Source organism: Pseudomonas sp. CFBP 5748, from assembly GCF_053850495.1.
The window spans coordinates 512,666-539,498 of record NZ_JBSPTN010000004.1; the positions used below are offsets into that span (position 1 = coordinate 512,666).

Here is a 26,833-nt window from a genome sequence, read left to right on the forward strand (position 1 = left end):
GTTCCCGTTTTGTCGGGGCTTATAACGATCAAGGATGATCACATGCCATTGCCTGAATCTGCTTCGGTTTCCCCTGCGGAACTGGAGGCCCGTCTACGCCTGCACCGTTTGCCGGAACTGGGGCCCAAACGTTTCATGACCCTCATGGAGGCCTTTGGCTCTGCCTCCAAAGCCATCAGCGCACCGGCCAGCGCATGGCGCGCGCTGGGGTTGCCGGCGGCGTGTGCCGAAGCCCGGCGTAACCCGGATGTGCGTGACGGCGCCGCCCACGCACTGGCCTGGCTTGAGCGTTCGGACCAGCATTTACTGATGTGGGACCAGCCTGACTACCCGGCGCTGCTGACGCAGATCAGCGATGCGCCACCGCTGCTGTTCGTTGCCGGCAACGCCGGATTCCTGGAAAAACCACAGTTGGCGATGGTCGGCAGTCGCCGCGCATCGCGGCCAGGCATGGACACCGCGGCGGCTTTTTCCCGAAGCCTGGCCGGGGCCGGTTTTGTCATCACCAGCGGCTTGGCTTTGGGCATCGACGCAGCGGCTCATCAAGCAGCGCTGGACGTCGGCGGGCAGACCATCGGCGTGTTGGGCACCGGGCTCGAAAATTTTTATCCACAGCGCAATCGCCGGCTGGCGGACGCGATGATCGCCCAGGGCAGCGCGGTGTTATCGGAGTTCCCCCTGGACGCGCCACCCCATGCCAGCAACTTTCCACGGCGCAACCGGATCATCAGTGGCTTGTCCCTGGGAGTGCTGGTGGTCGAGGCCAGCGTCGCCAGCGGTTCGCTGATCACCGCGCGATTGGCGGCGGAACAAGGCCGCGAGGTGTATGCCATTCCGGGGTCGATTCATCACCCCGGCGCCCGGGGCTGCCATCAATTGATCCGCGACGGCGCGGCGCTGGTGGAAACCGTCGAGCACATCCTCGAAGCGCTGCGCGGTTGGCAGCGGTTGCCGCCGGCCTCGGAGCCTCAGCCCGTGACCCATCCGCTGCTGCGCCTGCTGCATGCCGCGCCGCTGAGCAGCGAGGCGCTGGCCGACGCCAGTGGCTGGGGCTTGCCCAAAGTGCTGGCGGCGCTGACCGAGTTGGAAATGGAAGGACGCGCCACCTGTGACAACGGGCGCTGGTTTGCGCGCTAGGTTTTATGGGGAAGATCGGTAAACTGCGCACAGCCTTATTTGTGTTGCGGAGAGTCTTTCATGGTCAACAGTTGGCGTGTGCAACAAGCCGCGCGAGAAATTCGCGCCGGGGCGGTGATTGCCTATCCAACCGAGGCGGTCTGGGGCCTGGGCTGCGACCCGTGGAACGAGGAAGCGGTGGAGCGTCTGCTGGCGATCAAGTCACGGCTGCCTGACAAGGGTCTGATTCTAGTGGCTGACAACATCCACCAGTTCGACTTTCTGTTCGAAGACTTCCCGGAAACCTGGATGGACCGCATGGCCAGCACTTGGCCGGGGCCCAATACCTGGCTGGTGCCGCACCAGAACCTGTTGCCGGAATGGATCACCGGCGTGCACGACACCGTTGCACTGCGGGTTAGCGATCACCCGACCGTACGTGATTTGTGCTCACTGGTGGGGCCGCTGGTGTCCACCTCGGCCAACCCCCAGGGCCGCCCGGCAGCGCGCACGCGGATTCGCGTCGAGCAGTATTTCCGTGGGCAGATCGACCTGGTGCTCGGTGGCAACCTGGGTGGACGCAGGAACCCCAGCGTGATTCGTGACCTGGCGACCGGGAAAGTGGTGCGGCCGGACTGAGCCCGAACACACCTTCTGCATCTTGCACAAAACCACTGTGGGAGCGAGCTTGCTCCCACAGGTTCTTTAGCAACCTTTAAATCAGGGCAGGAGAATCGTCGAGCCAGTCGTGCGCCGTGCCGACAACTCGGCCTGGGCCTTGGCCGCTTCCGCCAGGGGATAACGCTGGTTGATATCCACTTTGATCTTGCCGCTGCTGATCATCCCGAACAGCTCGTCGGCCATGCGTTGCAGGTTTTCGGCATTGTTGGCGTAAGTCGCCAGGGTCGGGCGGGTGACGTACAGCGAGCCCTTGGCCGAGAGAATCCCCAGGTTCACGCCATCCACCGCCCCGGAGGCATTGCCGAAGCTCACCACCAGGCCACGGGGGGACACGCAGTCCAGCGAGGTCAGCCAGGTGTCCTTACCGACCCCGTCGTACACCACCGGCACTTTCTTGCCGTCGGTCAACTCCAGCACACGCTGTACGACGTTTTCCTTGCTGTAGTCGATGGTTTCCCAAGCGCCGTGGGCCTTGGCGATGGCGGCTTTTTCCGGCGAGCTGACGGTACCGATCAACTTCACGCCCAAGGCCTTGGCCCATTGACAGGCCAAGGAGCCCACGCCACCGGCGGCGGCGTGGAACAGGATGGTTTCGCCACCCTTGAGTTCATACGTCTGGCGCAACAGGTATTGCACAGTCAGGCCCTTGAGCATCACCCCGGCGGCCTGTTCGAAACTGATGGTTTCGGGCAAATGCACCAGGTTGGCCTCGGGCAACACATGCACATCGCTGTAGGCCCCCAGCGGACCGCTGCCATAGGCCACCCGGTCACCCACCTTGAACCGCGTGACGTCGCTACCGACCGCCTCGACCACGCCCGCGCCTTCGGCGCCCAGGCCTGATGGCAGCGTCGGCGGTGGGTAAAGCCCACTGCGGTAATAGGTGTCGATGAAGTTCAGGCCGATCGCCTTGTTGCTGACACGCACCTGCTGCGGGCCCGGCTCGGCAGGCTGATAACCCACATACTCAAGCACTTCGGGACCACCGTGGGAACTGAACTGGATACGTTTGGCCATCTTCACTCTCTCCTTGTCGCAGGACTTTTTACCAAGCCTTCTATCGGACTCCTAAGCTTGACCTTCGTCAACTGTGGCATGGGCAAGTGCGGTGGTATCCTGTGCGCCCATTTGCCACCGGCCCACTGTACGCCGCGTAGCGTAGTCCTGATCAAGGTGATGTCATGTCCACTCGCACCGAGGCCGTGAAAGCCTACCTGCTCGACCTGCAAGACCGTATCTGCGCCGCCCTGGAAACCGAGGACGGCGGCACTCGTTTTGTCGAAGATGCCTGGACCCGGCCTGCCGGTGGTGGCGGTCGCACCCGGGTGATCGAACACGGCACGGTGATCGAAAAAGGCGGCGTGAACTTTTCCCACGTCTTCGGCAGCGGCCTGCCACCGTCGGCCAGCGCCCATCGGCCGGAATTGGCCGGGCGTGGTTTCGAGGCCTTGGGTGTATCGTTGGTGATCCATCCGCATAACCCCCATGTGCCGACGTCCCACGCCAACGTGCGCTTTTTCATCGCTGAAAAGGAAGGCGAAGAACCGGTCTGGTGGTTCGGCGGCGGCTTCGACCTGACGCCTTATTACGGCGTGGAGGAAGATTGTGTGCATTGGCATCGCATTGCCGAGCAGGCCTGCGCGCCATTCGGCCCGCAGGTGTATCCGCGCTACAAGGCCTGGTGCGACAGCTATTTCCATCTCAAGCATCGCAACGAGCCCCGGGGTATCGGCGGCCTGTTTTTCGACGATCTGAACGAGTGGGATTTCGACACCAGCTTCGCCTTCATGCGCGCTATCGGCGATGCCTACATCGATGCCTACCTGCCGATCATGCGTCGCCGCAAGCATGACCCGTTCACCGCCAAACAACGGGAATTCCAGGAGTTCCGCCGTGGGCGCTACGTGGAATTCAACCTGGTCTACGACCGCGGCACCCTGTTCGGGCTGCAATCGGGCGGGCGTACCGAGTCGATCCTCATGTCGCTGCCGCCGCAAGTGCGCTGGGGCTACGACTGGAAAGCCGAACCGGGCAGCGAAGAGGCACGGCTGACCGAATACTTCCTGCAGGATCGCGATTGGCTGGCGACAGCCTGAACGGGGATTTTCCATGGATCACTACGTTGTAATGGGTAACCCGATCGGCCACAGCAAGTCGCCATTGATCCACCGCCTGTTCGCCGAACAGACCGGGCAAGTGCTGGACTACACCACGCTGCTGGCGCCCCTGGATGATTTCGTCGGTTGCGCGCGGGAATTTTTCCGCGAGGGCCGTGGGGCAAATGTCACCGTGCCGTTCAAGGAAGACGCCTTCCGCCTGGCCGACAGCCTGACCGAGCGAGCTCAGCGGGCGGGGGCGGTCAATACGTTGAGCAAGCTGGCCGACGGTCGCCTGTTGGGCGACAACACCGATGGCGCCGGGCTGGTTCGGGACCTGACCGTCAACGCGGGTTTTAGCCTCAAGGGCAAGCGCATCCTGTTGCTGGGGGCCGGCGGTGCGGTGCGTGGTGCCTTGGAGCCGCTGCTGGCTGAAGCGCCAGCCTCGGTGATCATCGCCAATCGTACGGTGGAAAAGGCCGAATTGCTGGCTGAGTTGTTTGCGGACCTGGGCCCGGTGTCGGCCAGTGGTTTCGACTGGCTGCAAGAGCCGGTGGACCTGATCATCAATGCCACATCCGCCAGCCTGTCAGGGGATGTACCGCCCATTGCTGGAAGTTTGATCGAGCCCGGCAAGACGGTTTGCTACGACATGATGTATGGCAAGGAACCGACCTCGTTCTGCCGTTGGGCAAAGGAACAAGGCGCTGCGGTGGTGATGGATGGCCTGGGCATGCTGGCCGAACAGGCGGGCGAAGCGTTCTACCTGTGGCGCGGGGTTCGCCCGGACACTGCGCCGGTACTGGCCGAACTGCGCCGTCAGCTAGCACTTTAAGCTGTTGTGGGAGCAAGCTTTGCTCCCACATAAACCCTCGCCACAAATTGCATTCATCTGAAGCTTTTCAGTCCTCGAAAAGGATCGGGCAGTTCTGCGGCCCTTCCAGCTTCTTCAACTCCTCCACCACATGCGGCCGGGCCCTGCGCAACGTCAGGCTGCGCCCCTGGCTGCGCAGGCGCCGGGCTTCCTGGTGGAGCATTTCCACCCCTGAATAGTCGATGAAGTTGATCTGCTGGGCATCAATCACCACCCGCTGCGCTTGCAGCCGTTGCAAGCGCACTTGCAAGTAATGACTGGCACCAAAAAAGATCGAGCCGCCAACCCGTAGGATGTCTGCTTCCCCTTCATGGGAATGTTGTACTCGTGGCTGTGAAGTGCGCTTAAGGTAAAAGAACAGCGAGGCCAGCACACCGGCATAGATTGCGGTTTGCAGCTCCAGCAGCAACGTAGCCAGGCAGGTCAGGCTCATCACCACGAATTCGGCGCGGCTCACGCGGTACAACGCCCGGATACCGCGATGGTCCACCAATCCCCAGGCGATCAGCAGAATACTGCCGGCCATGGCCGGGATCGGAATGTGCGCGATCAGTTTCGCGCCCGCCACCGCAAACAGTGCCACCCATAGGGCCGAGAACACCCCGGCCAGGGGTGAACACGCCCCGGCTTCATAGCTGAGGCCGGAACGGGTAAAGGAACCGGCCGACAAGGATCCAGAGAAAAATCCGCCAATGATGTTGGAAAGCCCCTGCGCCCTCACCTCTTGATTCGCATCGAGCAATTGCCCGGAGCGTACCGACAGCGAACGGGCGATAGACAGGCTGGTGACCAGCCCGAGCATGCCCACCGCGACGGCACCGGGCAGCAGGCGCAGGATCAGCTCCAGATCCAGCGGCAGTGGCGTGAGAGGTGGCAGGCGCCCGGCAAAGGCGCTGACCAGCGCCACATGGCCGAACATCGCCGGCCACAGCCAGACCACCAGGCTGCTGATCACCAATGTGATCAACAGGCTCGGCCAGCGCGGCAGCAACCGCTTGAGCACGACACCCAGCACCAGCGTCCCCAATCCCAGCAGCAATGACGGTTTATCCACAGCCTGGATATGGCTGAGCAACATCAGCAAACCTTTCAACGCCGTCGCTTCGTTCGGCAGGTCGAGGCCCAGCAGGTTCGGCAACTGCCCCAGCGCAATCACCACCGCTGCCCCCAGGGTGAAACCCAGCACCACCGAGTGCGAAACGAAATTCACCAGCGCACCGAACCGCAACAGCCCCAGCAGCCATTGGAAAATACCGGCCAACACCGTCAGCAGCAGGATCAAAGTCACGTAGTCGTCGCTGGCGGGCACGGCCAGAGGACTGACGCTGGCATACAGGACGATGGAAATCGCCGCCGTAGGACCGCAGATCAGGTGCCATGACGAACCCCACAGGCAGGCGATCAGCACAGGGACAATCGCCGCGTACAGCCCGTATTCAGGCGGCAAACCGGCAATCAGCGCGTAGGCAATAGACTGCGGCAACGCGAGAATCGCACCGCTCAGGCCTACGATCAGATCACGGCCGACACTGGCCCGAGTCTGTCGCGGCAGCCAGCTCAGGAAAGGGAAGAGTGAATGGCGAGTGGGGAATGCCATGGGGCCTCAAGGGTGGGGTTTGGCGCAAGAGTATCAGGCGAACGATCCCCCGTGGCGAGGGGGGCTTGCTCCCGCTGGACTGCACTGTAGGAGCTGTCGAGTGCAACGAGGCTGCGATCTTTCCCCAGACACTTGAATCTCAAGTGAAAGATCAAAAGATCGCAGCCTTCGGCAGCGCCTACAGCTTCAGCGAGAGCAAGCGCCCTCGCCACAAAAGCCGCTCGCTGTTATGCCTAGAGCTTGGCTTTCACCGCCGCCAACGCATCCTTGCCATCGAGGGTCTTCACGCCGTCCAGCCATTTATCCAACACCGCCGGGTTAGCCTTGATCCAGGCCTTGGCCGCATCGGCGTTGCTGACTTTGTTGTTCACCACCTCGGCCATGATGCTGTTTTCCATTTCCTGGGTGAAGCTCAGGTTGGTCAACAACTTGCCAACGTTCGGGCACGCCTGTGCATAACCTTTGCGCGTCAGTGTATAAACACTGCCGGTGTCGCCGAAGTACTTCTCGCCGCCCTTGAGGTAGTGCATTTTCAATTGCACGTTCATCGGGTGCGGCGTCCAGCCGAGGAAGGTCACGAACTTCTGTTTCTTCACGGCCCGGGAGACTTCCGCCAGCATTGCCTGTTCGCTGGACTCCACCAGTTTCCACTCGCCCATGCCGAAATCATTGGTCTTGATGATTTCTTTCAGGGAAAGGTTCGCCGGGGCACCTGAACCGATGCCGTAGATTTTTTTGTCGAACTTGTCGGCAAATTTGTTCAGGTCGGCAAAGTTATGCACACCCGCGTCCCAGACGTAGTCCGGAACCGCCAGGGTGAACTCCGTACCGTCCAGGTTCTTGGCAAGTTGCGTGACATCGCCGGTGGCGACGAACTTGTCATAGAAGCCCTGCTGCGCCGGCATCCAGTTACCCAGGAACACGTCCACCTGGCCGTCCTTGAGGCCGCCGAAGGTGATGGGCACCGCGAGGGTATCGACCTTGGCCTTGTAACCCATGCCATCGAGCAGGAAACCGGTGATGGCATTGGTCGCGGCGATGTCACTCCAACCCGGGTCGGCCATTTTTACCGTTTCGCAGCTCTGTTCGGCCCACGCCGAAACACTGCTCAATGCCAACAGCCCAGCGGTCAGTACTGTGGATAACTTTTGCATGTGCTTGCCCTTACGTTATTGGTTTTGGCAGGGTTGTGGATAACGGGCCTTGCGCTCCAGATCGTCGAGGTCGATGTGATTGCGCATGTATTGCTGACTGGCATCCACCAGTGGCTGGTGGTCCCAGCTCTTGAGTGTGCCCAAGGCCAGGGCCTGGGCGACGAAACGGCGACGTCGCTGACTGGCGAGCACCTGTTGATGAATGGCCGGGATGTCCCATTTGTCCCGCGCCTCGGCGAGAAAATCGGCGAACAGGGATTGATGCTCGGGTGATTGGCTGAGATCTTCCAATTCCTTGGGGTCGTTGCGTACATCGAACAGCAGGCACGGGTCATCTTCGCTGTAGATGAATTTCCACGGCCCACGGCGAATCATCATCAATGGGCTGATGGTGCCTTCGGCCATGTATTCACCGAACACTTCGTCATGCCCGCCCTGCCCTTGCAGGTGCGGCACCAACGAGCGGCCATCCAGGGGCAGCCCTGGCTCCAGCGTGCCGCCAGCGAGTTCGACCAAGGTGGGCAGCAAGTCGGCGGTGGACACCGCCGCGCTGACCCGGCCACTGGCGAACTGGCCCGGTGCGCTGATCAGCAACGGTACGCGAGCGGCCATTTCGAACCAGTGCATTTTGTACCAGAGGCCTTTTTCGCCGAGCATGTCCCCGTGATCGCCGGAGAACACGATGATGGTGTCGTCCAGCAATCCGGTGTCTTCCAGGGTTTGCAGCAGCTTGCCGACATTGCTGTCGATATAGCTGCAGGCGCCGAAGTACGCGCGGCGAGCATCGCGAATCTTATCCACAGGCAGCGGCTTGCCCCACAGGTCGTAGACTTTCAGCAAGCGTTGGGAATGCGGGTCGAGTTCGGTTTGCGCCGGGGTTTGCGGCAGCGGGATGTCGTTGTCGTCATACAAATCCCAAAACGCCTTGGGAATTGTGTACGGGTCGTGTGGGTGGGTCATGGAGACCGTCAGGCAGAACGGCTGGTCACCGTCCTCGCGGATGTGGTCGAACAGGTACTGCTGGGCCTTGAACACCACCTCTTCATCGAAATCCAACTGGTTGGTGCGCACGCAGGGCCCGGCCTGCAACACCGAAGACATGTTGTGGTACCAGCTCGGCCGCACGTGGGGCTCATCCCAATTCACGGCCCAGCCATAATCGGCCGGGTAAATGTCACTGGTCAGGCGTTCTTCATAGCCGTGCAACTGGTCCGGCCCACAAAAGTGCATCTTGCCGGACAACGCCGTGCGGTAGCCAAGGCGACGCAGGTAGTGGGCATAAGTCGGAACGTCTGCGGGGAAATCCGCCGCGTTGTCATAGGCGCCGATCTTGCTGGGCAACTGGCCGCTCACCAGGGTGAAGCGTGACGGTGCGCAGAGCGGGCTGTTGCAATAAGCCGCGTCGAATACCACGCCTTGGTCGGCCAGGCGCGACAGATTGGGCAGCTTGATAGGCGAAGGACCGTAGATCGGCAACATTGGCGCGGCCATTTGATCGGCCATGATGAAAAGAATGTTCTTGCGCTTCATGTATTCGCGGCATTCCATAGTAGACAGTTATGCGACATTGCTGCGATTGAGCATGTAGCCCCCACCTTTTGGGGTAAAGCCCATGCAAGGTAATGACTAGGATAAGCACAGCTTATGTATGAAGCCTTGGGTGACCTGTCCCTGGACCTGTTCCGTGCCTTTGAAGCAGCGGCCCGCCATCGCAGCTTTACGGCGGCGGCGGTTGAGCTGGGCACCACGCAACCGGCCATCAGCCAGCAGATCAAACGCCTGGAAGAGCAACTGGGCACGCGATTGTTCGATCGCATCTACCGTGGCATCGAACTGACCGAGGCCGGGACGATCCTGTTCGAGCAGGTGCAGGCCGGCTTGCAGAGTATCGACGCGGGGCTGAACGCGATCACCGCCCAGCATCAGCATGAGGTGCTGCAGGTCGCCACGGACTTCGCTTTCGCCGCCTATTGGCTGATGCCGCGACTGCACCGGTTTCACGCGGCCAACCCGCAGGTGGACGTCAGCCTCGTCACCAGTGAGCGCAACCACAATATGCTGCGCACGGATATCGACGTTGCCGTGCTGTTCGGCGACGGACGCTTCAAACAGGGCGAATGTCGCTGGCTGTTCAGCGAAGAAGTTTTTCCGGTGTGCAGCCCGCTGTTGCTCAAGGAGCGCCCCCTGCCCCTGCCGGCCCAAGCCTTGTCGGAATTCCCGCTGCTGCATCTGCGTGGAGAAAACAGCAGCAACTGGTTCGACTGGAGTGGCGTATTCCGTGAGCTGGGCATCACCTCGCCACCCGCCCCCGGACAGCTGCGGTTCGACAACTACACCTTGCTTATCCAGGCGGCGATTGGCGGCCAAGGCGTGGCAATCGGCTGGCGCCACCTTGTGGATAACTTATTGGCCCAGGGCCTCTTGTGTCGTCCAATCGCTGAAACGGTGCTGTCACGGTTGGGCTATTACGTGGTCTTGCCCCAGCGTAAACGGCGCGGGGTGTTGATACGGCTGTTCGTGGACTGGTTGATGGAAGAACAGGCCAACAGTGCCGAATCGCTCACGGGATTGCCGTTGCCGTCGATTGCTGTTTGAGCCCGTGGCGGGGGACTTGAGTGTGTAACCGTCTTTTGGGGCTGCTTCGCAGCCCAGCGGGAGCAAGCTCCCTCGCCACGGGGGATGTTCACAGCTAGTTGGTGGCCACGAAGCTGACATGCTGCCCCACATGCAGGTTCAAGTGCAGCTCATCGGCAATGCCGACCGCCACTCGATTCAGTCGCTCCAGGGATTCGGCCATGCCGGGTTCCAGGCTGGTGCTGACCTGGCTGAAATGCTCGATGCCCAGGCCTGGCACGGCGTACGGTGCATTGATCAAGGTCCATTGCAACGTGCTGTTCTTCAGGGCATCGAGCACTTCTTCGGCGGCATGGCGCTGTAAATCGTCGTCCGTCTGCTCTTCATCAAGCACGACAAAGTCGCCGACCAGGAACAGCCGGGGAATAGTCGCCGCTTCCATTCCGGCAATCAGCGAGTCCACCGCCAATACTTGCTCCACGGGCCCCGGAATCAATGTGCGCTCCACTTGTTCGCTGTTCATCGGCAACCCCGGCGCGTTCAGCAGACAGACCACGGCGCTGGCGCCGGCGACACTTTGCTTGACCCGTTCCGGGTCATAGAGGTCTCCGGTCTTGGTCCGCAGGCCCGGGCGCGGAGCCAGGGCGGTAAGATCATCGAGAATGGCGATGACTTCGTGCTGGCGCCGCAGCATTTCAGCCATCAACGCACTGCCGAGGCTGCTCATGGCACCATAGAGCACCACTTTGATGACCGGGGTTTCGGCGTTTTTCATGGCTGTTTTCCTTTTTTCCCGCGTGTAAAGGCTCTGACCTGCGGAAAACCAAGAGGGTTCGGCCTGTTTTCGAGGAGTCACAGATGCAGCGGATCAAGGGCTACCACGCCCACGTGTATTTCGACGCGACCACGATCGACCAGGCGCGGGCGCTGTGCGAGGAAGCCTCGCAACTGTTCCCACTGAAAATGGGCCGCGTCCACCAACGCCCGGTCGGCCCGCACCCGGATTGGAGCTGTCAGCTGGCGTTCGATCCGCAGTACATCGGCGTGGTCTTGCCGTGGCTGGCGCTCAATCGCAAAGGCCTGGTGGTTTTCATGCACCCGGATACCGGCGATGACCTGGTGGACCACACCGAGCATGCGATCTGGATGGGCGCGGTGCGGCCGTTGGATCTTTCGGTGTTTAAAGCAAATCCCTGACTTACCTTTGTGGCGAGGGAGCTTGCTCCCGCTCGGCACAAAGGCTGGCCCAACCGTCAGCATCGCCAGCCGCGAAAGCTGGCTGAAAGCTTGCGCGATTAGGATCGCCCCCACTACCGGCAAAAGACCGGTGGCCAGAAGCGAGTGTTGAAAGCTCGTTCGGCCCTTTTAACAACAACAATGGTGATTCTGATGTCCGCTGCTACCTCTCCCATCGCGTCAACTCCATCCGTCCGTCCCGTGCTTAGCGTCCTGCGCTGACCTGTCTGGTTCGCCTTTGCCCGCCGCGCCACGCCTGGAGTATTTCCTATGCTGACTTTCCTTGGCTTCGCCATGGTCATCACGTTCATGTTCCTGATCATGACCAAGCGCCTGTCCGCGCTGATCGCCCTGATCATCATCCCGATTCTGTTCGCCCTGTTCGGTGGCTTTGCACCGAAGATCGGCCCGATGATGCTCGAAGGCATCACCAAGCTCGCCCCGACCGGGGTGATGCTGATGTTCGCAATTCTCTATTTTGCCCTGATGATCGACTCCGGCCTGTTCGACCCGGCCGTGCGCAAGATCCTCAAACTGGTCAAGGGCGACCCGCTGAAAGTTTCGGTCGGCACCGCCGTTCTGGCGCTCGTCGTTTCCCTCGATGGTGACGGCGCGACCACTTACATGATCTGCGTGGCCGCGATGCTGCCGCTCTACAGCCGTATCGGCATGAGCCCACGCATCATGGCTGGCCTGATCATCCTCGCCGGTGGCGTGATGAACATGACCCCCTGGGGCGGTCCGACTGCCCGGGCGGCCAGTGCACTGCATGTCGATCCGTCCGACATCTTCGTTCCGATGATTCCTGCGATGCTGGCCGGTGTGGCGGCGATCCTGGCGATTTCCTACATGTACGGTAAGCGCGAGCGCGCCCGTCTGGGTGAACTGCACCTGGTCGGTGACGACATGGACCACAGCGAAATCAGCGTTTCCCAGTTCCCGGACGCCCGTCGTCCGAAGCTGATCTGGTTCAATGGTGCGTTGACCCTGGGCCTGATGTGCACCCTGATCGCTGGCCTGTTGCCGCTGCCGGTGCTGTTCATGGTGGCGTTCAGTATCGCGATGATCGTCAACTACCCTTGCCTGCAACAGCAGAAAGACCGCGTCGCGGCCCACGCCGGTAGCGTGCTGGCGGTGGTCGGTCTGATTTTCGCAGCGGGTATCTTCACTGGTATCCTGTCCGGCACCGGCATGGTCGATGCCATGTCGAAAAGCCTGCTGGCGGTGATTCCTGATTTCCTCGGCCCGTACCTGGCGGTGATTACGGCGCTGGTGAGCATGCCATTCACGTTCTTCATGTCCAATGACGCGTTTTACTATGGTGTGTTGCCGGTGCTCTCCGAAGCGGCCAGTCACTACGGCATCACGGCAGTGGAAATGGCCCGTGCCTCCATCGTCGGCCAGCCCGTCCACCTGTTGAGCCCACTGGTGCCGTCCACTTACCTGCTGGTAGCCTTGGCCGGGATCGAGTTCGGCGATCACCAGCGCTTCACCTTGAAGTGGGCAGTACTGGTTTGCCTGTGCATAATGTTCGCCGCCTTGCTGATGGGGATTTTTCCGCTGTTCAGCACTCTATAAAAGCAATGCCCGCTGCGCTGCCTTCGGTGGCGCGGCCTAACACTCGCTCAAAGGAACTCACATGGAATGGCTGACCAACCCGGAAATCTGGGTTGCCTTCTTTACCTTGACCGCCCTGGAAATTGTCCTGGGCATCGATAACATCATCATGATCTCGATCCTGGTCAGCCGCATGCCCAAGCACATGCAGGCACGCACCCGGATCTTCGGCCTGGCCCTGGCCATGATCACGCGGATCCTGTTGCTGTTGTCCATCACCTGGGTCATGCGCCTGACCAACGATTTGTTCGAAGTGTTTGGGCAGGGCATCTCCGGTCGTGACCTGATCCTGTTCTTCGGTGGCCTGTTCCTGTTGTGGAAAAGCTCCCAGGAGATGTACCACGCGCTGGAGGGCGAAGATGAAACCAACGACGAGCCTTCGGGCAAGGGTGGTAACTTCATCTACACCATCATCCAGATCGCGATCATCGACATCGTGTTCTCCCTGGACTCGGTCATTACCGCCGTCGGCATGGTCTCCCATGTACCGGTGATGGTGGCGGCAATTATCGTCGCCGTGCTGGTGATGATGCTGGCCTCGGGCACCATCAGCGAGTTCATCGACAAGCACCCGTCGCTGAAAATGCTGGCGCTGTCGTTCCTGCTGGTGGTCGGTACGGTGCTGATTGCCGAGTCGTTCGACGTGCACGTGCCAAAAGGCTACGTCTACTTCGCCATGGCGTTCTCCCTGGCGGTGGAAGCCATCAACATCAAGATGCGCACGGCCATGGCGCGTAAGCGCAAGCAACAGGATCCGGTGAAACTGCGTAAGGATGTACCGGGCCAGTAAGGCTGCCGGGCATTGAATGAAGGGGCTCTTGGAGCCCCTTTTTCATACGCGCAGGAAAGTCGCCGGATGCAAACCCTGTGGGAGCGGGCTTGCTCGCGAAGGCGGTGGATCAGATGGTATTAATGTGACTGACCTACCGCTTTCGCGAGCAAGCCCGCTCCCACAGGATCTCTGTCGTCCTGGATGATCGGTTTTTATGACAGTTTTGTTTCAAACCCATCTTTAGCTGTGCAATGCTGGCGCTCGAACCGTTCGCCAACTACAGCTTAAGTACAACAAAGAACTATGTGGCACTGTCAATTTGTCCCTTTGGGACGCTAACAGGGGGCTCCTCATGCTGACCCTGCTCAATTTGCTCTCCGCCGTGGCCCTGCTGATCTGGGGCACGCACATCGTCCGTACCGGCATCTTGCGGGTCTATGGCTCGAACCTGCGCCATGTCATTGGCCAGAACATGTCCAGGCGCTGGTTGGCGTTCGTCGCCGGCATCATGGTCACGGCCATGGTCCAGAGCAGCAACGCCACGGCCATGCTCGTCACGTCGTTCGTCGGCCAGGGCCTGATGGCGCTGACCCCGGCCCTGGCAACCATGCTCGGCGCCGATGTCGGCACCGCGCTGATGGCACGGGTGCTGACCCTGGACCTGTCGTGGCTGTCGCCGCTGCTGATTTTCCTCGGGGTGATTTTTTTCCTGTCGCGCAAACAGACTCGCGTCGGACAAATGGGCCGGGTCGGTATCGGCCTCGGCCTGATCATTCTGGCGTTGCAGTTGATCGTCGAAGCCGCTGCGCCCATCACCCACGCCCAAGGGGTGAAAGTGATCTTCGCCTCACTGACCGGCGACATCCTGCTCGATGCCTTGGTCGGCGCGCTGTTCGCGATGATCTCCTATTCCAGCCTGGCAGCCGTGCTGTTGACCGCGACATTGGCCGGTGCCGCAGTGATCAGCCTGCCGGTGGCCATCGGCCTGGTGATCGGCGCCAACATCGGTAGCGGCATACTGGCCTTCCTCAGCACCAGCATGCAGAACGCCGCCGGGCGCCAGGTGGCGCTGGGTAGCCTGCTGTACAAGCTGATTGGCCTGTTGCTGATCATTCCGGTACTCGACCCACTGGTGGGCTGGCTCGACAGCCTGGATTTCAGCCCCCAGGAAACGGTCATCGGTTTTCACCTGCTCTACAACACCGTGCGTTGCCTGGTGCTGCTGCCCAGCGTCGCGCCGATGGCCAGGCTCTGCTCCTGGCTGCTGCCGGAACGTCCGAACACCAACGGCACGGCCACGCCCCGGCACCTGGATCTCGCGGCCCTCGCCACCCCAAGCCTGGCGCTGGCGAACGCCGCCCGGGAAACCCTGCGCATCGGCGATCTGATCGAAAACATGCTCGAAGCCATGCTGGACGTGCTGCGCGGGGAGCAGACGGCGGTCACCCAGGAAGTCCGGCGCATAAGCGATGACGTCGAGGCACTGTGCAGCGCCATCAAGTTGTACATGGCGCAAATGCCCCGGGAGGACCTCAGTGAACAGGACAGCCGTCGATGGGCGGAAATCATCGAGCTGGCGATCAACCTGAAGCTGGCCAGCGATCTGATCGAGCGCATGCTGCGCAAGGTCCAGCAACAGAAAACTTCACAACGCCGCTCCTTCTCTGACGTCGGCCTGGAAGAGTTGGCCGGGCTGCACAGCCATTTGATCGCCAACCTGCGGCTGGGGCTGTCGGTGTTTCTCAGTGCCGACCGGGAAAGTGCCCGGCAGTTGCTGCGTGAGAAACGGCGCTTCCGGGCGCAGGAACGGCGAATGGCCCATGCCCACGTCAGTCGCCTGCAGCGCAAAGTCGTGCAAAGCCTCGAGACCAGTTCCCTGCACCTGGAGCTGATCGCCGACATGCGGCGCCTCAATTCGCTGTTCTGCGGCAGCGCCTACGTCGTCCTGGAGACGACCGAGATCGGTGCGCTGGCGGCTGATGAAATTTCTGACATCACCCATTCGCCTTGAACGACTGGCGCATTGATCAGTCAGTAACAATGGCTTGGGCTTGAAGCCATTCGCGGGCCGACCCGCTCCCTCTGTCATAAAAACCGCATAGATTCGATGGGGGAGCGAGCTCGCTTGCGATGACGGCCTGCCCGGCGCCATGGACCTCCACTAAGCCGCCAGGAAGCCCTTTATGCGTTGTCTGTTGCTCGCCTTTCTCTTGCTCGGTTCATTGCCGGTGGTCGCCCTGGATCGGTTCCAGGTCGAAGGCTATGCGCTGCCCAACGGCTTGCAGCTGCTGCTCAAGCCCGGCACTGAGCGCGGGCACGTGGCGATCCGCCTGGTGGTCGGCGTCGGCCTGGATGACTTCAAATGCGCCGACAAGGAGCTGCCGCACCTGCTCGAGCATTTGCTGTTCAGTGGTGTCGATGACAGCGGCGAAGGCGGCCTCGAAGAGCGCATGCAGGCCCTGGGCGGCGAGTGGAACGCTTTCACGAGCAACGCCGACACCACGTTTGTCATCGAGGCGCCAGCCAGCAATCAACGCAAGGTGCTGGACCTGCTGCTGGCGCTGTTGACCCGCACCCGCATCGACGACAAAGCCCTGGAGGCGGCCAAACGGGTGGTCGAACGCGAAGATGGCGGCCATTACACCCACCTGCAACGCTGGCTCGACCGCCAGGACCTGGGCAACAAGGCAGGCAACCAACTGGCAGTGGAATTGGGCCTGCGTTGCGCGGAACGGGCCGAAGTACAACACCTCACCCTTGCCCGACTCAAGCAGGTGCACAAGGAGTGGTACGCGCCGAACAATATGACGTTGATCGTGGTTGGCGATCTTGACCGGTTGCTGCCGGCCTATCTGGAACGCACCTACGGCGAACTCGAGCCGGTCGAGCCCAGCGTTCACGAGGCGCTGGCGCAAATCCAATACAGCGCGGTTACCAAGCGCAACCTGACCCGCGGTCTGGTGGGCAACAGCGCCAAGCTGCACTGGTTGTTCCCCGAGCCCGTGCTGGAACAGCAGCACGACGAAACCTTTGACCTGCTCAAGGACTATCTGGACTGGGCGCTCTATCGCCAGCTGCGCCTGGCCCGCGGCCTGTCCTACGGGCCGTGGGTGGGACGGGAGGTGTTCGGTGGCGTCGGCTTCTTCAGCTTGAACGCAGACCTGGCCCGCGAAGACTTGCCGCAAGCTGAACAAACGCTCGAAGAACTGCGTGCTGGACTGCTCAAGGATGGCCTGGACCCCGACAGTTTCATGCGTATCAAGCGAGCGGCCATCGCGCATCAGACCTGGGCGGTTCAAGGCAACAGCGCCTTGGCCGATTACTATTGGGGGGCCCTTGGTGATTATGAGGACGGTCGCTTCGCCAACCCGGCCGTGCGCTTGCAGGGGGTGAGCCTGGAACAGGCCAACCAGGCCCTGCGCGAACTGCTCAAGGACCCGGGTTACCTGCGCATCGAGAAGCCGTTGCTCAGTGATGATGAGCTTGTTTGGGCGCTGAGCGGCTTGCTGGGGTTGTTGTTGCTCGGGTTGGTGGTGTGGCAAGTGCGGCGGCGACGTAGGAGCTGACGGAGTGCAACGAGGCTGCGATCTTTCCCCTGGCACTTGAGTCTCAAGTGAAAGATCAAAAGATCGCAGCCTTCGGCAGCTCCTACAGGGCGGTGCCAAGTTCCGCTAAATCACCTCGCCACCAAAGCGCACTCGTCACATCGTTGCCCTGGCGATACTCTGTCAGGGATATTTCCTACGACTTACTGTGAAACCACCGAATGCAGAACCTGACGCTCTACATCCAGCGCCTCCTTGAATTGATGAAGCGCTATCCAGGGGTCATTGCGCTCGGTGGTTTCATCTCTGGGCTCGGCAGCTTCATGCTGGTGGATCGCCAGCAGGGCCTGGCGACCTGGATCGCGATCATGATGCTGGTGAGCTGGCTCTGGTTGATGGTGGAGAACAGCATGACCCGGCTGTTCGCACGGGTTTTCAAACGGGAAATCCCCCAGCCACTGTTGCGTTACGCCACGCAGATGATTCACCAGGAAAGCCTGTTTTTCGTCCTGCCGTTTTTCTTCATCACCACCACCTGGAACAGCAGCCAGCTGATTTTCACCGGCCTGCTCACCGCGGCAGCACTGGTCTCGATCATTGACCCTTTGTACTACAAATGGCTGGCACCCCGGCGCTGGGCGTTCCTGGCGTTGCACACACTGACGCTGTTCGCCGCCCTGCTCACCGCACTGCCCGTCATTCTGCACCTGACCACCGACCAGAGCTTCAAGCTGGCGCTGGGCACTGCCATGCTGCTGTCATTCCCGAGCCTGGCTTCGATCTTTCCGATTCGCACCGTGCGCAACGCCCTGGCGATTTTATGCATCACCGTAGGGATTGGCGCCGCCGGCTGGGTGCTGCGCTCCTGGGTGCCGCCAGCCACGCTGTGGATGACCGAAGTGGCGATCAGCACCCAACTGGAGGACCGCACGCCGGGCGCCAGCCTCAAGGAAGTCAGCGCGGCCCAGATTCGCGGCACCGGTCTGTACGCCTACACCGCCATCAACGCACCACGAGGGCTCAATGAGCGGATCTACCATGTCTGGCAGTTCGACGGTAAAGAAGTCGACCGGATCGCCCTGGATATTCATGGCGGGCGCAAGGAAGGCTATCGCGCCTGGACCCACAAACAGAATTTCCCGGACGACCCGACAGGCAAATGGCAAGTGCGGGTGCTGACGGAAAATGGCCAGGTGATCGGTGTACTGAGGTTCAATGTGAGCGCTGCGGCACCCCAAGCAAAATGATGGCGGTCGTGCTATTAGGTAGCGCTGTTCAAGCCGAACGAGCATGGAGCTTATGACCCCCAGCCCCCAAACTGGCAGTGCCCGACTGGATACCTCCGGCTCGGCGCCGAAGCTATGCGTCAGCGGCGATTGGACGCTGGCTCACTACACGCAGCTCAAGCGCTTGAGCGACTCGTTGCGCGGCCAATACGACGATAACACCCTGATCGACCTCAACGGCCTCGGTACCCTCGACACCGCGGGGGCCTCGTTGTTGGTGGAACTGCTGGGCTCCGAGCGGCTGGGCAAATCCGCCGAACACCCCGATTGCAGTTTGCCGGCCGCCGAGCGCGCGCTATTGCAGACGGTCTATTGCTCCCTGACGGACTTCTGCGTACCGGACAAAGAGCCAAAAGTCAGCGTCGTGACTCAGTTGCTGACGCGCATTGGTCGCGCCGTGGAGAAGGTCTGGCAAGACACCCTGCAATTACTCGGCTTTGTCGGCTTGATCCTGGAAACCCTGGGCCGTGGCCTGTTTCATCCCCGGCGCTGGCGCATCACCCCGATGGTCGTTCACATCGAACAGACCGGCCTGGACGCGGCGCCCATCGTCGCCTTGCTGACGTTCCTGGTGGGCGCGGTGGTCGCGTTTCTCGGGGCGACAGTGCTGGCCGATTTCGGCGCCAGTATTTTTACCGTGGACTTGGTGGCGTTCTCGTTCCTGCGCGAGTTCGGCGTGTTGTTGACGGCGATCCTCATCGCGGGCCGCACCGCCAGCGCGTTCACCGCGCAAATCGGCTCGATGAAGGCCAACGAAGAAATCGACGCGATCCGCACCCTGGGCCTCGATCCCGTCGAGTTGCTGGTGGTGCCACGGGTGCTGGCGCTGTTGGTGGCGCTGCCGATGCTGACCTTTGTCGCCATGCTCTCGGGCATTATCGGTGGCGGTGTCGTGTGCGCCCTGTCGCTGGGTATTTCCCCGGCCATGTTCCTGACGCTGTTGCAGTCGGACATCGGCGTGCAGCACTTTGTGGTCGGGATGGTCAAGGCGCCGATCTTTGCCTTCCTGATCGCGGCCGTGGGTTGCCTGGAAGGCTTCAAGGTCAGTGGCAGCGCCGAGTCCGTTGGGGCTCACACCACGTCCAGCGTCGTGCAATCGATTTTCGTGGTGATTGTGCTCGATGCCGTGGCCGCGTTGTTTTTCATGGAGATGCAATGGTGAGCCAACCTTCCCGGCCGCCCAGCGAGGCGGTGATTCAAGTGCGTGGTTTGTGCAATCGCTTTGGCCGCCAGAGTGTGCATGAAAACCTCGATCTGGACGTGTACAAGGGCGAGATTCTCGCTGTGGTCGGCGGCTCCGGCAGTGGCAAATCGGTGTTGTTGCGCAGCATCGTCGGCTTGAACCAGCCCAGCGAGGGTTCCGTGCGGGTGTTCGGCGAGGACTTGCCGAGCCTGTCCCAGGAGCAACGTTCGCGGGTGGAACGGCGCTTCGGCGTGCTGTTTCAGAAAGGCGCGCTGTTTTCGTCCCTGACCGTGACAGAAAATGTCGCCCTGCCGCTGATCGAACACGCCGGGCTCAGCCGCGCCGATGCCGAGCATCTGGCGGCCGTCAAACTGGCACTGGCCGGGCTGCCGCTCTCGGCCGCCGATAAATACCCCGCCTCGCTGTCCGGCGGCATGATCAAGCGTGCGGCCTTGGCCCGTGCGCTGGCCCTGGACCCGGACATCCTGTTTCTCGACGAACCCACCGCCGGCCTCGACCCCATCGGGGCGGCGGCGTTCGACCAATTGATCCTGACGCTGCGCGATGCCCTGGGCCTGAGCGTGTTTCTGGTCACCCACGACCTGGACACCCTCTACACCATCACCGATCGGGTGGCGGTACTGGCCCAGAAAAAAGTGCTGGTGGCTGACGTTATCGACAAAGTGTCGGAGACCGACGACGCCTGGATTCACGAATACTTCCATGGCCCTCGCGGCCGCGCGGCGTTATCGGCCGCTACACAGTTCAACGAGGTCTGACATGGAAACCCGAGCCCATCATGTATTGATCGGCCTGTTCACCGTCATTGTGGTGGTCAGCGCCCTGCTGTTCGGCCTGTGGCTGGCCAAGTCCAGCGTGGACAGCGAATTCAAGTATTACGAAGTGGTGTTCAACGAGGCGGTCAGTGGGCTGTCCAGGGGCAGTTCGGTGGAGTACAGCGGCATCAAGGTCGGGGATGTGGTCAATCTGCGCCTGGACCCGAACGACCCGCGCCGGGTGCTGGCCCGGGTCCGCCTGAGTGGTGAAACACCGATCAAGCAAGACACCCAGGCCAAGTTGGCCCTGACCGGCATCACCGGCACTTCGATTATCCAGCTCAGCGGTGGCACGCCCCAGAGTCCGCCGCTGACCGGGCACGATGGTGAACCGCCGGTGATTATCGCCGCGCCCTCGCCTATTGCGCGCCTGCTGAACAACAGCGACGACTTGATGACCAGCATCAACCTGCTGCTGCACAACGCCAATGAGGTGTTTTCCCCGGACAACGTCCAGCGCCTGGGCAAGACCCTCGAACACCTGGAACAGACCACCGGGGTCATTGCCGAGCAGCGCGGCGACATTCGCCAGGCCATGCAGCAACTGGCGTCCATCGGCAAACAGGCCAGCGCCACGCTGGAACAGACCACGGCGTTGATGCGCAATGCCAATGGCTTGCTCAACGACCAGGGCAAACAGGCGTTCGGCAGCGCCGGCCAGGCCATGCAGTCCCTGGCTCACAGCACCGCAACCCTCGACAAACTGTTGAACGACAACCGCGATTCATTGAATAACGGCATGCAGGGCCTCAATGCCCTGGCGCCAGCCGTGCGTGAGCTGCGCGAAACCCTGAGCGCCCTGCGGGGGATCTCCCGGCGCCTGGATGCCAACCCCAGCGGCTATTTGCTCGGCAGTGACAAGGACAAGGAGTTCACGCCATGAAACCGTTTAATCGACTCGTCCGCCCCGGTCTCTTGCTGGCAGGATTTATCTTGATGGGCGGTTGCTCGATCCTGCCCAAGGTCGAGCCTTCGGATATCTATCGCCTGCCCGCCACTCAGGCCGCAGTCTCCTCTGGCGCGCCGGTGAGCTGGTCATTGCGCCTGGCCAGCCCACAGGCCAGTGAGGTCCTCAACAGCCCGAAAATTGCGGTCATTCCCCAGGGCAATCTGTTCAGCAGTTACGCCGCCTCGCGCTGGAGCGACCCGGCGCCGGTGTTGTTACGCAACCGCCTGCTCGACGGCTTCGCCCAGGATGGACGCCTCAGGCTGTTGAGTGTCGCCGACAGTAACCTGCAAGCTGACCTCGAGTTGGGCGGGCAATTACAGGCCTTTCAAACCGAATACCAAGGCGCAGCGGCCAGCGTGGTGATTCGCCTGGACGCGCTGCTGGTGCGAGGATTCGACCAACGTATTCTCGCCAGTCGCCGTTTTGAAGTGCACCAGCCGTTGAACGACGTGAAAGTACCGGCGGTGGTGGAAGGCTTTGGCCGGGCCAGTGATCGGCTGACAGCCGAAGTGGTGAACTGGACGCTGGAACAAGGCCAGCGTTTTGCAACGCCGGCGCGCCCCTAGATCTGGGCCTAGGTTAACCAAAGAACCAGTAGCAAACGCCGATCGCCCCCAGGACCCCGGCCAATTCGGCCAGCAGCGCGCAACCCACCGCATGCCGCGCCCGCTGAATCCCCACGGCGCCGAAATACACCGCCAACACATAGAACGTGGTTTCGGTACTGCCCTGAATGGTCGCCGCCACCAGGGCCGGGAAGCTGTCCACTCCAGAGGTTTTCATGGTTTCGATCAGCATCGCCCGGGCGGCGCTGCCGGAGAACGGCTTGACCATCGCGGTCGGCAAGGCATCGACGAAACGCGTGTCCAGGCCAGCCCACTGCACCAGGTGCCGGATGCCGTCCAGGCCAAAATCCAGCGCGCCCGAGGCTCGCAACACTCCCACGGCGCAGAGCATTGCCACCAGGTACGGCAGCAAGCTCTTGGCGACGTCGAAACCTTCCTTGGCGCCCTCGATGAAGGCCTCATACACCTTGACCTTGCGCAGGGCGCCCACCACCAGGAACAGCATGATCAAGCCGAACAGCGTCAGGTTGCCGAGGATCGATGACAGTCCCGCCAGGGCCGTGGCCGAGAGCGTCGCCAGCAGCGCCATGAAGCCACCCAGCACCAACGCACCCGGAATCAGGTAGGCCAACACCACCGGGTCCCAGAGGCGCAGGCGTTGCATGAACGCCACCGACAGCAGCCCCACCAGGGTCGAGCAACTGGTGGCGAGCAGGATCGGCAGGAACACCAGGGTCGGGTCCGGCGCGCCTTGCTGGGCGCGGTACATGAAGATCGTCACCGGCAGCAGTGTCAGCGACGAGGCGTTGAGCACCAGGAACAGGATCTGCGCATTGCTGGCGATGGTCGGGCTGGGGTTGAGGTCTTGCAGGGCGCGCATGGCCTTCAGGCCGATGGGGGTGGCCGCGTTATCCAGCCCCAGGCCGTTGGCGGCGAAGTTGAGGGTGATCAGACCAATCGCCGGATGGCCGGCCGGGACTTCCGGCATCAAGCGCAAGAACAGCGGGCCGAGGGCCTTGGCCAGCCAGTCGACGATGCCGGCTTTTTCGGCGATCCGCAGGAACCCCAGCCACAGGGTCAAGGTGCCGAACAGTAGGACCATCACCTCCACCGACAGCTTGGCCATGGCGAAAATGCTTTCCACCATGGCGGCGAAGATTCCGGCATTGCCACCGATCAACCACTGCGCCAGCGCCGATACGGCTGCCACGATAAAGAAGCCAAGCCACAGGCCATTGAGCATCGGTTAAATCCCCCGGAAGATGCGCGAATGATAGCGGGGCTGGCAGAAACGACAAACCCCGGATTTCTCCGGGGTTTGTTTGTTGCTTCAGGGAATCACAGAGATCCTTGTGGGAGCCGAGCTTGTTCGCGATGGGGGCGTGTCAGCCGACATCAATGCTGACTGATCCAACGCCATCGCGAGCAAGCTCAGCTCCCACAGGGGTCATGTGTGTCAGCGGCTGGAAACTTCCCCCGCCGGCAGCGGCTCTTTGCTGCGCCAGTGTGGCAAGGAGTTCCAGTAGCGCTGACCCTTGGCATCGTCGTACATGCCTTCCCAGCGGGCGATGACCAGCACGGCCAGGGCGTTACCAATGACGTTCAGCGCGGTACGGGCCATGTCCATGATCCGGTCGACACCGGCGATGAAGGCCAGGCCTTCCAGTGGAATACCCACACTGCCCAAGGTGGCCAGCAGCACCACGAAGGACACGCCCGGCACGCCGGCGATGCCTTTGGAGGTCACCATCAAGGTCAGCACCAGCAGCAATTGCTGGCTGATGGAGAGGTCGATGCCGTACAGCTGGGCGATGAAAATCGCCGCGATGCTTTGGTACAGGGTCGAGCCGTCGAGGTTGAAGGAATAGCCGGTAGGCACTACGAAGCTGCAAATGGCTTTCGGCGCGCCGTAGGCTTCCATCTTCTCGATCACGCGCGGCAGCACGGTTTCGGAGCTGGCGGTGGAGTAGGCCAGCACCAGCTCATCCTTGAAGATGCGCATCAGCTTGATCACCGAGAAGCCAAACAGGCGGGCGATCAGGCCCAACACCACGAAGGCGAAGAAGGCGATGGCGACGTAAACCAGAATCACCAGTTTTGCCAGTGGCAGCAGAGACGCGAAACCGAAGTTGGCGACGGTCACCGCGATCAGTGCGAACACGCCGATCGGGGCGTACTGCATGATCATGTGGGTGACCTTGAACATGCTTTCCGACACGCCCTGGAACATTTTCACCAGCGGCTCGCGCAGGTCCGATTGCAGGCTGGACAGACCGAGACCGAACAGGACGGAGAAGAAAATGATCGGCAGCATCTCGCCACGGGCGACCGCTGCAAAGATGTTCGACGGGATCAGATTGAGAATGGTCTGGATAAACGCATGTTCATGCTGGACTTCGGCGGCCGTGGCCTGGTACTTGGAAATATCCACCGTCCCCAGGGTGCTCATGTCGATACCGCTGCCCGGCTGGAAGAAGTTGGCCAGCAACAGGCCAACAACGATGGCGATGGTGGTGACGATTTCGAAGTAGAGAATGGTCTTGAGACCGATACGCCCGAGCTTCTTGGCATCACCGACCCCGGCAATGCCGACGATCAGCGAGGAAATCACGATCGGGATCACGATCATCTTGATCAGACGGATAAAGATATCGCCTGCCGGTTGCAACACGTTGCTGATCCACCAAGCCTTCTCGGCACTGAAATGGTTAAGCAGCGCGCCCAGTGCAATCCCGAGCACCAGACCGATGAGGATCTGCCAGGCGAGGCTTAATTTTGCCTTCTTCATATCATTACCCTTACTTCAGTTGGACTCGGGCAGTGACACGAACCGATCGCCGATGACGATAAATTCGCGCCGCTGCCCCCGTATAAGGTCACCCCGAGCGCGCATTGGCGGCTTACTGGCGGGCGAAAAAAGGCGCAACTATTGCGATGCAAGGGAGGGCCGTCTAATGCCGTAAACGCCTACCCTATGCCGAATCGGCATGAGATTTCAAAAACAAAACACACGTCGCAGCGGTTTCGAATACGCCATTCAAGCAGGCATAAGCGCCGTGAACCGGCCATTTCAGCGTAGTGGGACTTGCTTTCTCAAGTGTGCGCAATCGCCGCAACGCAGGCGAGTCGCAGCGCAAATCCGCGGAGAAATGGTGGGTGCATTCTCCGACATACGGCCAGGCACGGGGGATAAATCGAGGGTGGGGAGACGATATGCCGCATCAAGCAAGCGGGCCCGGATCAAATCAGCGAGCCGCTCTGGCACAAGCATTTTGTAACATAAGCCCTGCGCAGGTTCGCCAAGCCATGGGGACTTTGCGAACCTGCGTCGCGGCTTTTACCTGACCCGGCCCTTTCGCAGGCACCCCTTGTGCCCGTAGGTCACTCCGACCCTGATCGGTCAGAACGTCCCGGCCCCCTGGTCATGCATCGACCCTCCTCGGGCCGTGCAAAAGAGAAAAGCAGGGCGCTTTTCTCGTTTTCGAACATCAGTACCAGTTCGGATCTTTCTTGAGTTGTTCCATTAACAGTTTCTGCATACCTTCATCAGGCTTGCCGAGGAAACGGTAGTCTGCGTGACGGGTCGGCGACTTGTCGGCCGGCAGTCCGGCCGGGACTTCGACCAACATGGCGTAGGCCTCATCCTTATCAAAACTGAAGGCGACTATCAGGCGTTTACTGCGGCACGTCGCCTGGGTTTCGCACAACGGGCCCACCAGATACTTGTCGCCATCTTCCTCGACCGCGTTCATCTGCTCCGAATCGCCGGACAGGTTCATCACCCATTCCGGCAAGCGTTCTTCTTTTTTCACAACGTGCTGCCAGGTGTCGCGATATTGCGGGTCGGCTTCAAGTAACTGGTTGGCCCGCATCTGCCCATCGTTGGCAGCCATTGCCATGGCACTGCCGCCCAACAGCAGGGCGGCGGCCAGTCCTTTAAATGAAGCGCTCATGGTCAGCCTCGACCGCGACGGCCAAAGAAGAAGGAGGCGATGAACATCACCAGGAACACGACAAAGAGAATTTTGGCGATGCCCGTGGCGGTGCCTGCGATACCACCGAAGCCCAGTACTGCGGCGATGATGGCAATGATCAGGAAAGTAATTGCCCAGCTCAACATGGTGATTCTCCTTACGCTTTTCTATTTAGTTAGGGTCTGGCAGCGATGGTTCCGACGCGCTAGACGGCCGGTCCATCAAGTTAAAACACCCAGCGCTCCTGACGAGGCGTATCAGCCACAGGCTGTGCCTGATCGACATCCATCATCCGCATCGAAGCGGAAATTTCCGACAGGCTGCCGACGGCGCTGAAATGGGTTTGCGGAGCACGTTGAACCGACACCAGAGGCGCCTCGGGCTGTTGGCTCTGATGCCAGAGCAGCAATTGCTGCCCCACGAAAAGGGTCAACAGCAACGCCACCACGGCCCACAGAATCTGCTGGACGTGCAGGGAAGAGATTCGAAACTGGGCGGCACTATGACGATTCATCCTGGAATTCCTCCCCACCCGAGTGGTGATCTGGTTCAGGCGCCTTAGCGCCACGTTGATCGGATCATTGCAGTCGTCGTGCCAGAATTTTGTCAGAAAAAATATGTTTTAAATCAGCGAGTTACATCTGCTGCGTAAAACGCTGAGGGCGCATCCTGCACGATGGCCTTCAAGGCAGTCGTGCGTATTGCACGAACGAAGCGAAGGGGGGGTATTTGATTTTTTTGAATGGCCCGTCGAAAACCAATGTCGGAATGAGCAAA

Annotated in this window: 25 protein-coding genes; 15 read left to right on the forward strand and 10 right to left on the reverse strand. The window is 61.0% G+C overall.

The window, feature by feature from the left end:
- Positions 1–42: 42 nt before the first annotated feature.
- Both dprA and ACWNZ1_RS12375 read left to right on the forward strand, forming a co-directional pair.
- Entirely contained in the window at positions 43–1,137 is a 1,095-nt protein-coding gene (dprA, locus tag ACWNZ1_RS12370; protein WP_265072535.1) for a DNA-processing protein DprA, read from the forward strand.
- 60 nt (positions 1,138–1,197) lie between these two features.
- A complete protein-coding gene (locus ACWNZ1_RS12375; RefSeq protein WP_018603585.1) occupies positions 1,198–1,755 on the forward strand; it encodes an L-threonylcarbamoyladenylate synthase in 558 nt (185 codons plus the stop codon).
- An 81-nt stretch (positions 1,756–1,836) separates the two neighbouring features.
- On the opposite strand, the gene ACWNZ1_RS12380 is transcribed toward ACWNZ1_RS12375, so the two are convergent.
- The gene (locus ACWNZ1_RS12380; protein WP_135843022.1) at positions 1,837–2,814 is read right to left on the reverse strand and encodes an NADPH:quinone reductase; all 978 of its coding nucleotides are present in this window, start codon (positions 2,812–2,814) and stop codon (positions 1,837–1,839) included.
- Between the two features lie 164 nt (positions 2,815–2,978).
- Between ACWNZ1_RS12380 and hemF the strand changes: the two genes are divergently transcribed.
- On the forward strand, positions 2,979–3,893 hold the full coding sequence (hemF, locus tag ACWNZ1_RS12385; protein WP_135843021.1) for an oxygen-dependent coproporphyrinogen oxidase: 915 nt from the start codon (positions 2,979–2,981) through the stop codon (positions 3,891–3,893).
- Between the two features lie 13 nt (positions 3,894–3,906).
- Complete coding sequence (aroE, locus tag ACWNZ1_RS12390; RefSeq protein ID WP_265072534.1) at positions 3,907–4,728, forward strand: shikimate dehydrogenase; 822 nt, start codon at positions 3,907–3,909, stop codon at positions 4,726–4,728.
- A gap of 67 nt (positions 4,729–4,795) precedes the next feature.
- On the opposite strand, the gene ACWNZ1_RS12395 is transcribed toward aroE, so the two are convergent.
- From ACWNZ1_RS12395 to betC, 3 genes are all read right to left on the reverse strand, one after another.
- Positions 4,796–6,364, reverse strand: a complete 1,569-nt coding sequence (locus ACWNZ1_RS12395) for a SulP family inorganic anion transporter (RefSeq protein ID WP_135843019.1) — start codon at positions 6,362–6,364, stop codon at positions 4,796–4,798.
- Positions 6,365–6,597: 233 nt separating this feature from the next.
- Complete coding sequence (choX, locus tag ACWNZ1_RS12400; RefSeq protein WP_092167778.1) at positions 6,598–7,518, reverse strand: choline ABC transporter substrate-binding protein; 921 nt, start codon at positions 7,516–7,518, stop codon at positions 6,598–6,600.
- Between the two features lie 15 nt (positions 7,519–7,533).
- Entirely contained in the window at positions 7,534–9,048 is a 1,515-nt protein-coding gene (gene betC, locus ACWNZ1_RS12405) for a choline-sulfatase (RefSeq protein WP_135843017.1), read from the reverse strand.
- A 114-nt stretch (positions 9,049–9,162) separates the two neighbouring features.
- Here betC and ACWNZ1_RS12410 point away from each other — a divergent pair, with 114 nt between their 5' ends.
- On the forward strand, positions 9,163–10,113 hold the full coding sequence (locus ACWNZ1_RS12410; protein WP_456027652.1) for a choline sulfate utilization transcriptional regulator: 951 nt from the start codon (positions 9,163–9,165) through the stop codon (positions 10,111–10,113).
- A 94-nt stretch (positions 10,114–10,207) separates the two neighbouring features.
- Here the strand turns inward: ACWNZ1_RS12410 and ACWNZ1_RS12415 are convergent, their stop codons facing one another.
- Positions 10,208–10,867 (reverse strand): NAD(P)-dependent oxidoreductase, encoded by a 660-nt coding sequence (locus ACWNZ1_RS12415; RefSeq protein WP_135843014.1) that lies wholly within the window; start codon positions 10,865–10,867, stop codon positions 10,208–10,210.
- Positions 10,868–10,950: 83 nt separating this feature from the next.
- Between ACWNZ1_RS12415 and ACWNZ1_RS12420 the strand changes: the two genes are divergently transcribed.
- The 10 genes from ACWNZ1_RS12420 (at position 10,951) to ACWNZ1_RS12465 (ending at position 22,082) form a co-directional block, all read left to right on the forward strand.
- Positions 10,951–11,289, forward strand: coding sequence for a DOPA 4,5-dioxygenase family protein (locus tag ACWNZ1_RS12420; protein WP_135843013.1), 339 nt, complete (start codon positions 10,951–10,953; stop codon positions 11,287–11,289).
- Positions 11,290–11,598: 309 nt separating this feature from the next.
- Positions 11,599–12,906 carry a CitMHS family transporter gene (locus ACWNZ1_RS12425; protein ID WP_135843012.1) on the forward strand — a complete coding sequence of 436 codons (1,308 nt, stop codon included), beginning with the start codon at positions 11,599–11,601 and terminating at the stop codon, positions 12,904–12,906.
- A 61-nt stretch (positions 12,907–12,967) separates the two neighbouring features.
- Positions 12,968–13,735: a TerC family protein gene (locus tag ACWNZ1_RS12430; protein ID WP_135843011.1), complete on the forward strand. Its 768-nt coding sequence runs from the start codon at positions 12,968–12,970 to the stop codon at positions 13,733–13,735.
- Between the two features lie 334 nt (positions 13,736–14,069).
- Positions 14,070–15,728 carry a Na/Pi cotransporter family protein gene (locus ACWNZ1_RS12435; RefSeq protein ID WP_256453988.1) on the forward strand — a complete coding sequence of 553 codons (1,659 nt, stop codon included), beginning with the start codon at positions 14,070–14,072 and terminating at the stop codon, positions 15,726–15,728.
- A gap of 172 nt (positions 15,729–15,900) precedes the next feature.
- Positions 15,901–17,283: a M16 family metallopeptidase gene (locus ACWNZ1_RS12440; RefSeq protein WP_256453987.1), complete on the forward strand. Its 1,383-nt coding sequence runs from the start codon at positions 15,901–15,903 to the stop codon at positions 17,281–17,283.
- Between the two features lie 200 nt (positions 17,284–17,483).
- Positions 17,484–18,509, forward strand: coding sequence for a DUF5924 family protein (locus ACWNZ1_RS12445; protein WP_135843008.1), 1,026 nt, complete (start codon positions 17,484–17,486; stop codon positions 18,507–18,509).
- Between the two features lie 52 nt (positions 18,510–18,561).
- Positions 18,562–19,710 carry an ABC transporter permease gene (locus ACWNZ1_RS12450; protein WP_135843007.1) on the forward strand — a complete coding sequence of 383 codons (1,149 nt, stop codon included), beginning with the start codon at positions 18,562–18,564 and terminating at the stop codon, positions 19,708–19,710.
- Complete coding sequence (locus ACWNZ1_RS12455; protein WP_178084227.1) at positions 19,704–20,510, forward strand: ABC transporter ATP-binding protein; 807 nt, start codon at positions 19,704–19,706, stop codon at positions 20,508–20,510. The genes ACWNZ1_RS12450 and ACWNZ1_RS12455 overlap by 7 nt, the downstream gene beginning before the upstream one ends.
- Position 20,511: 1 nt before the next feature.
- Positions 20,512–21,450 carry an MlaD family protein gene (locus tag ACWNZ1_RS12460; protein WP_135843006.1) on the forward strand — a complete coding sequence of 313 codons (939 nt, stop codon included), beginning with the start codon at positions 20,512–20,514 and terminating at the stop codon, positions 21,448–21,450.
- The gene (locus tag ACWNZ1_RS12465; RefSeq protein ID WP_256453986.1) at positions 21,447–22,082 is read left to right on the forward strand and encodes an ABC-type transport auxiliary lipoprotein family protein; all 636 of its coding nucleotides are present in this window, start codon (positions 21,447–21,449) and stop codon (positions 22,080–22,082) included. The genes ACWNZ1_RS12460 and ACWNZ1_RS12465 overlap by 4 nt, the downstream gene beginning before the upstream one ends.
- 13 nt (positions 22,083–22,095) lie before the next feature.
- Here ACWNZ1_RS12465 and ACWNZ1_RS12470 read toward each other — a convergent pair whose 3' ends face one another.
- The 5 genes from ACWNZ1_RS12470 to ACWNZ1_RS12490 form a co-directional block, all read right to left on the reverse strand.
- On the reverse strand, positions 22,096–23,325 hold the full coding sequence (locus ACWNZ1_RS12470; RefSeq protein WP_135843004.1) for a nucleoside recognition domain-containing protein: 1,230 nt from the start codon (positions 23,323–23,325) through the stop codon (positions 22,096–22,098).
- 213 nt (positions 23,326–23,538) lie between these two features.
- The gene (gene gltP / locus ACWNZ1_RS12475) at positions 23,539–24,870 is read right to left on the reverse strand and encodes a glutamate/aspartate:proton symporter GltP (protein WP_135843003.1); all 1,332 of its coding nucleotides are present in this window, start codon (positions 24,868–24,870) and stop codon (positions 23,539–23,541) included.
- Between the two features lie 700 nt (positions 24,871–25,570).
- On the reverse strand, positions 25,571–26,035 hold the full coding sequence (locus ACWNZ1_RS12480; RefSeq protein ID WP_135843002.1) for an inhibitor of vertebrate lysozyme family protein: 465 nt from the start codon (positions 26,033–26,035) through the stop codon (positions 25,571–25,573).
- Positions 26,036–26,037: 2 nt separating this feature from the next.
- Complete coding sequence (locus ACWNZ1_RS12485; RefSeq protein WP_003177151.1) at positions 26,038–26,202, reverse strand: DUF1328 domain-containing protein; 165 nt, start codon at positions 26,200–26,202, stop codon at positions 26,038–26,040.
- 80 nt (positions 26,203–26,282) lie between these two features.
- Complete coding sequence (locus ACWNZ1_RS12490) at positions 26,283–26,570, reverse strand: hypothetical protein (protein ID WP_135843001.1); 288 nt, start codon at positions 26,568–26,570, stop codon at positions 26,283–26,285.
- Between the last annotated feature and the right edge of the window lie 263 nt (positions 26,571–26,833).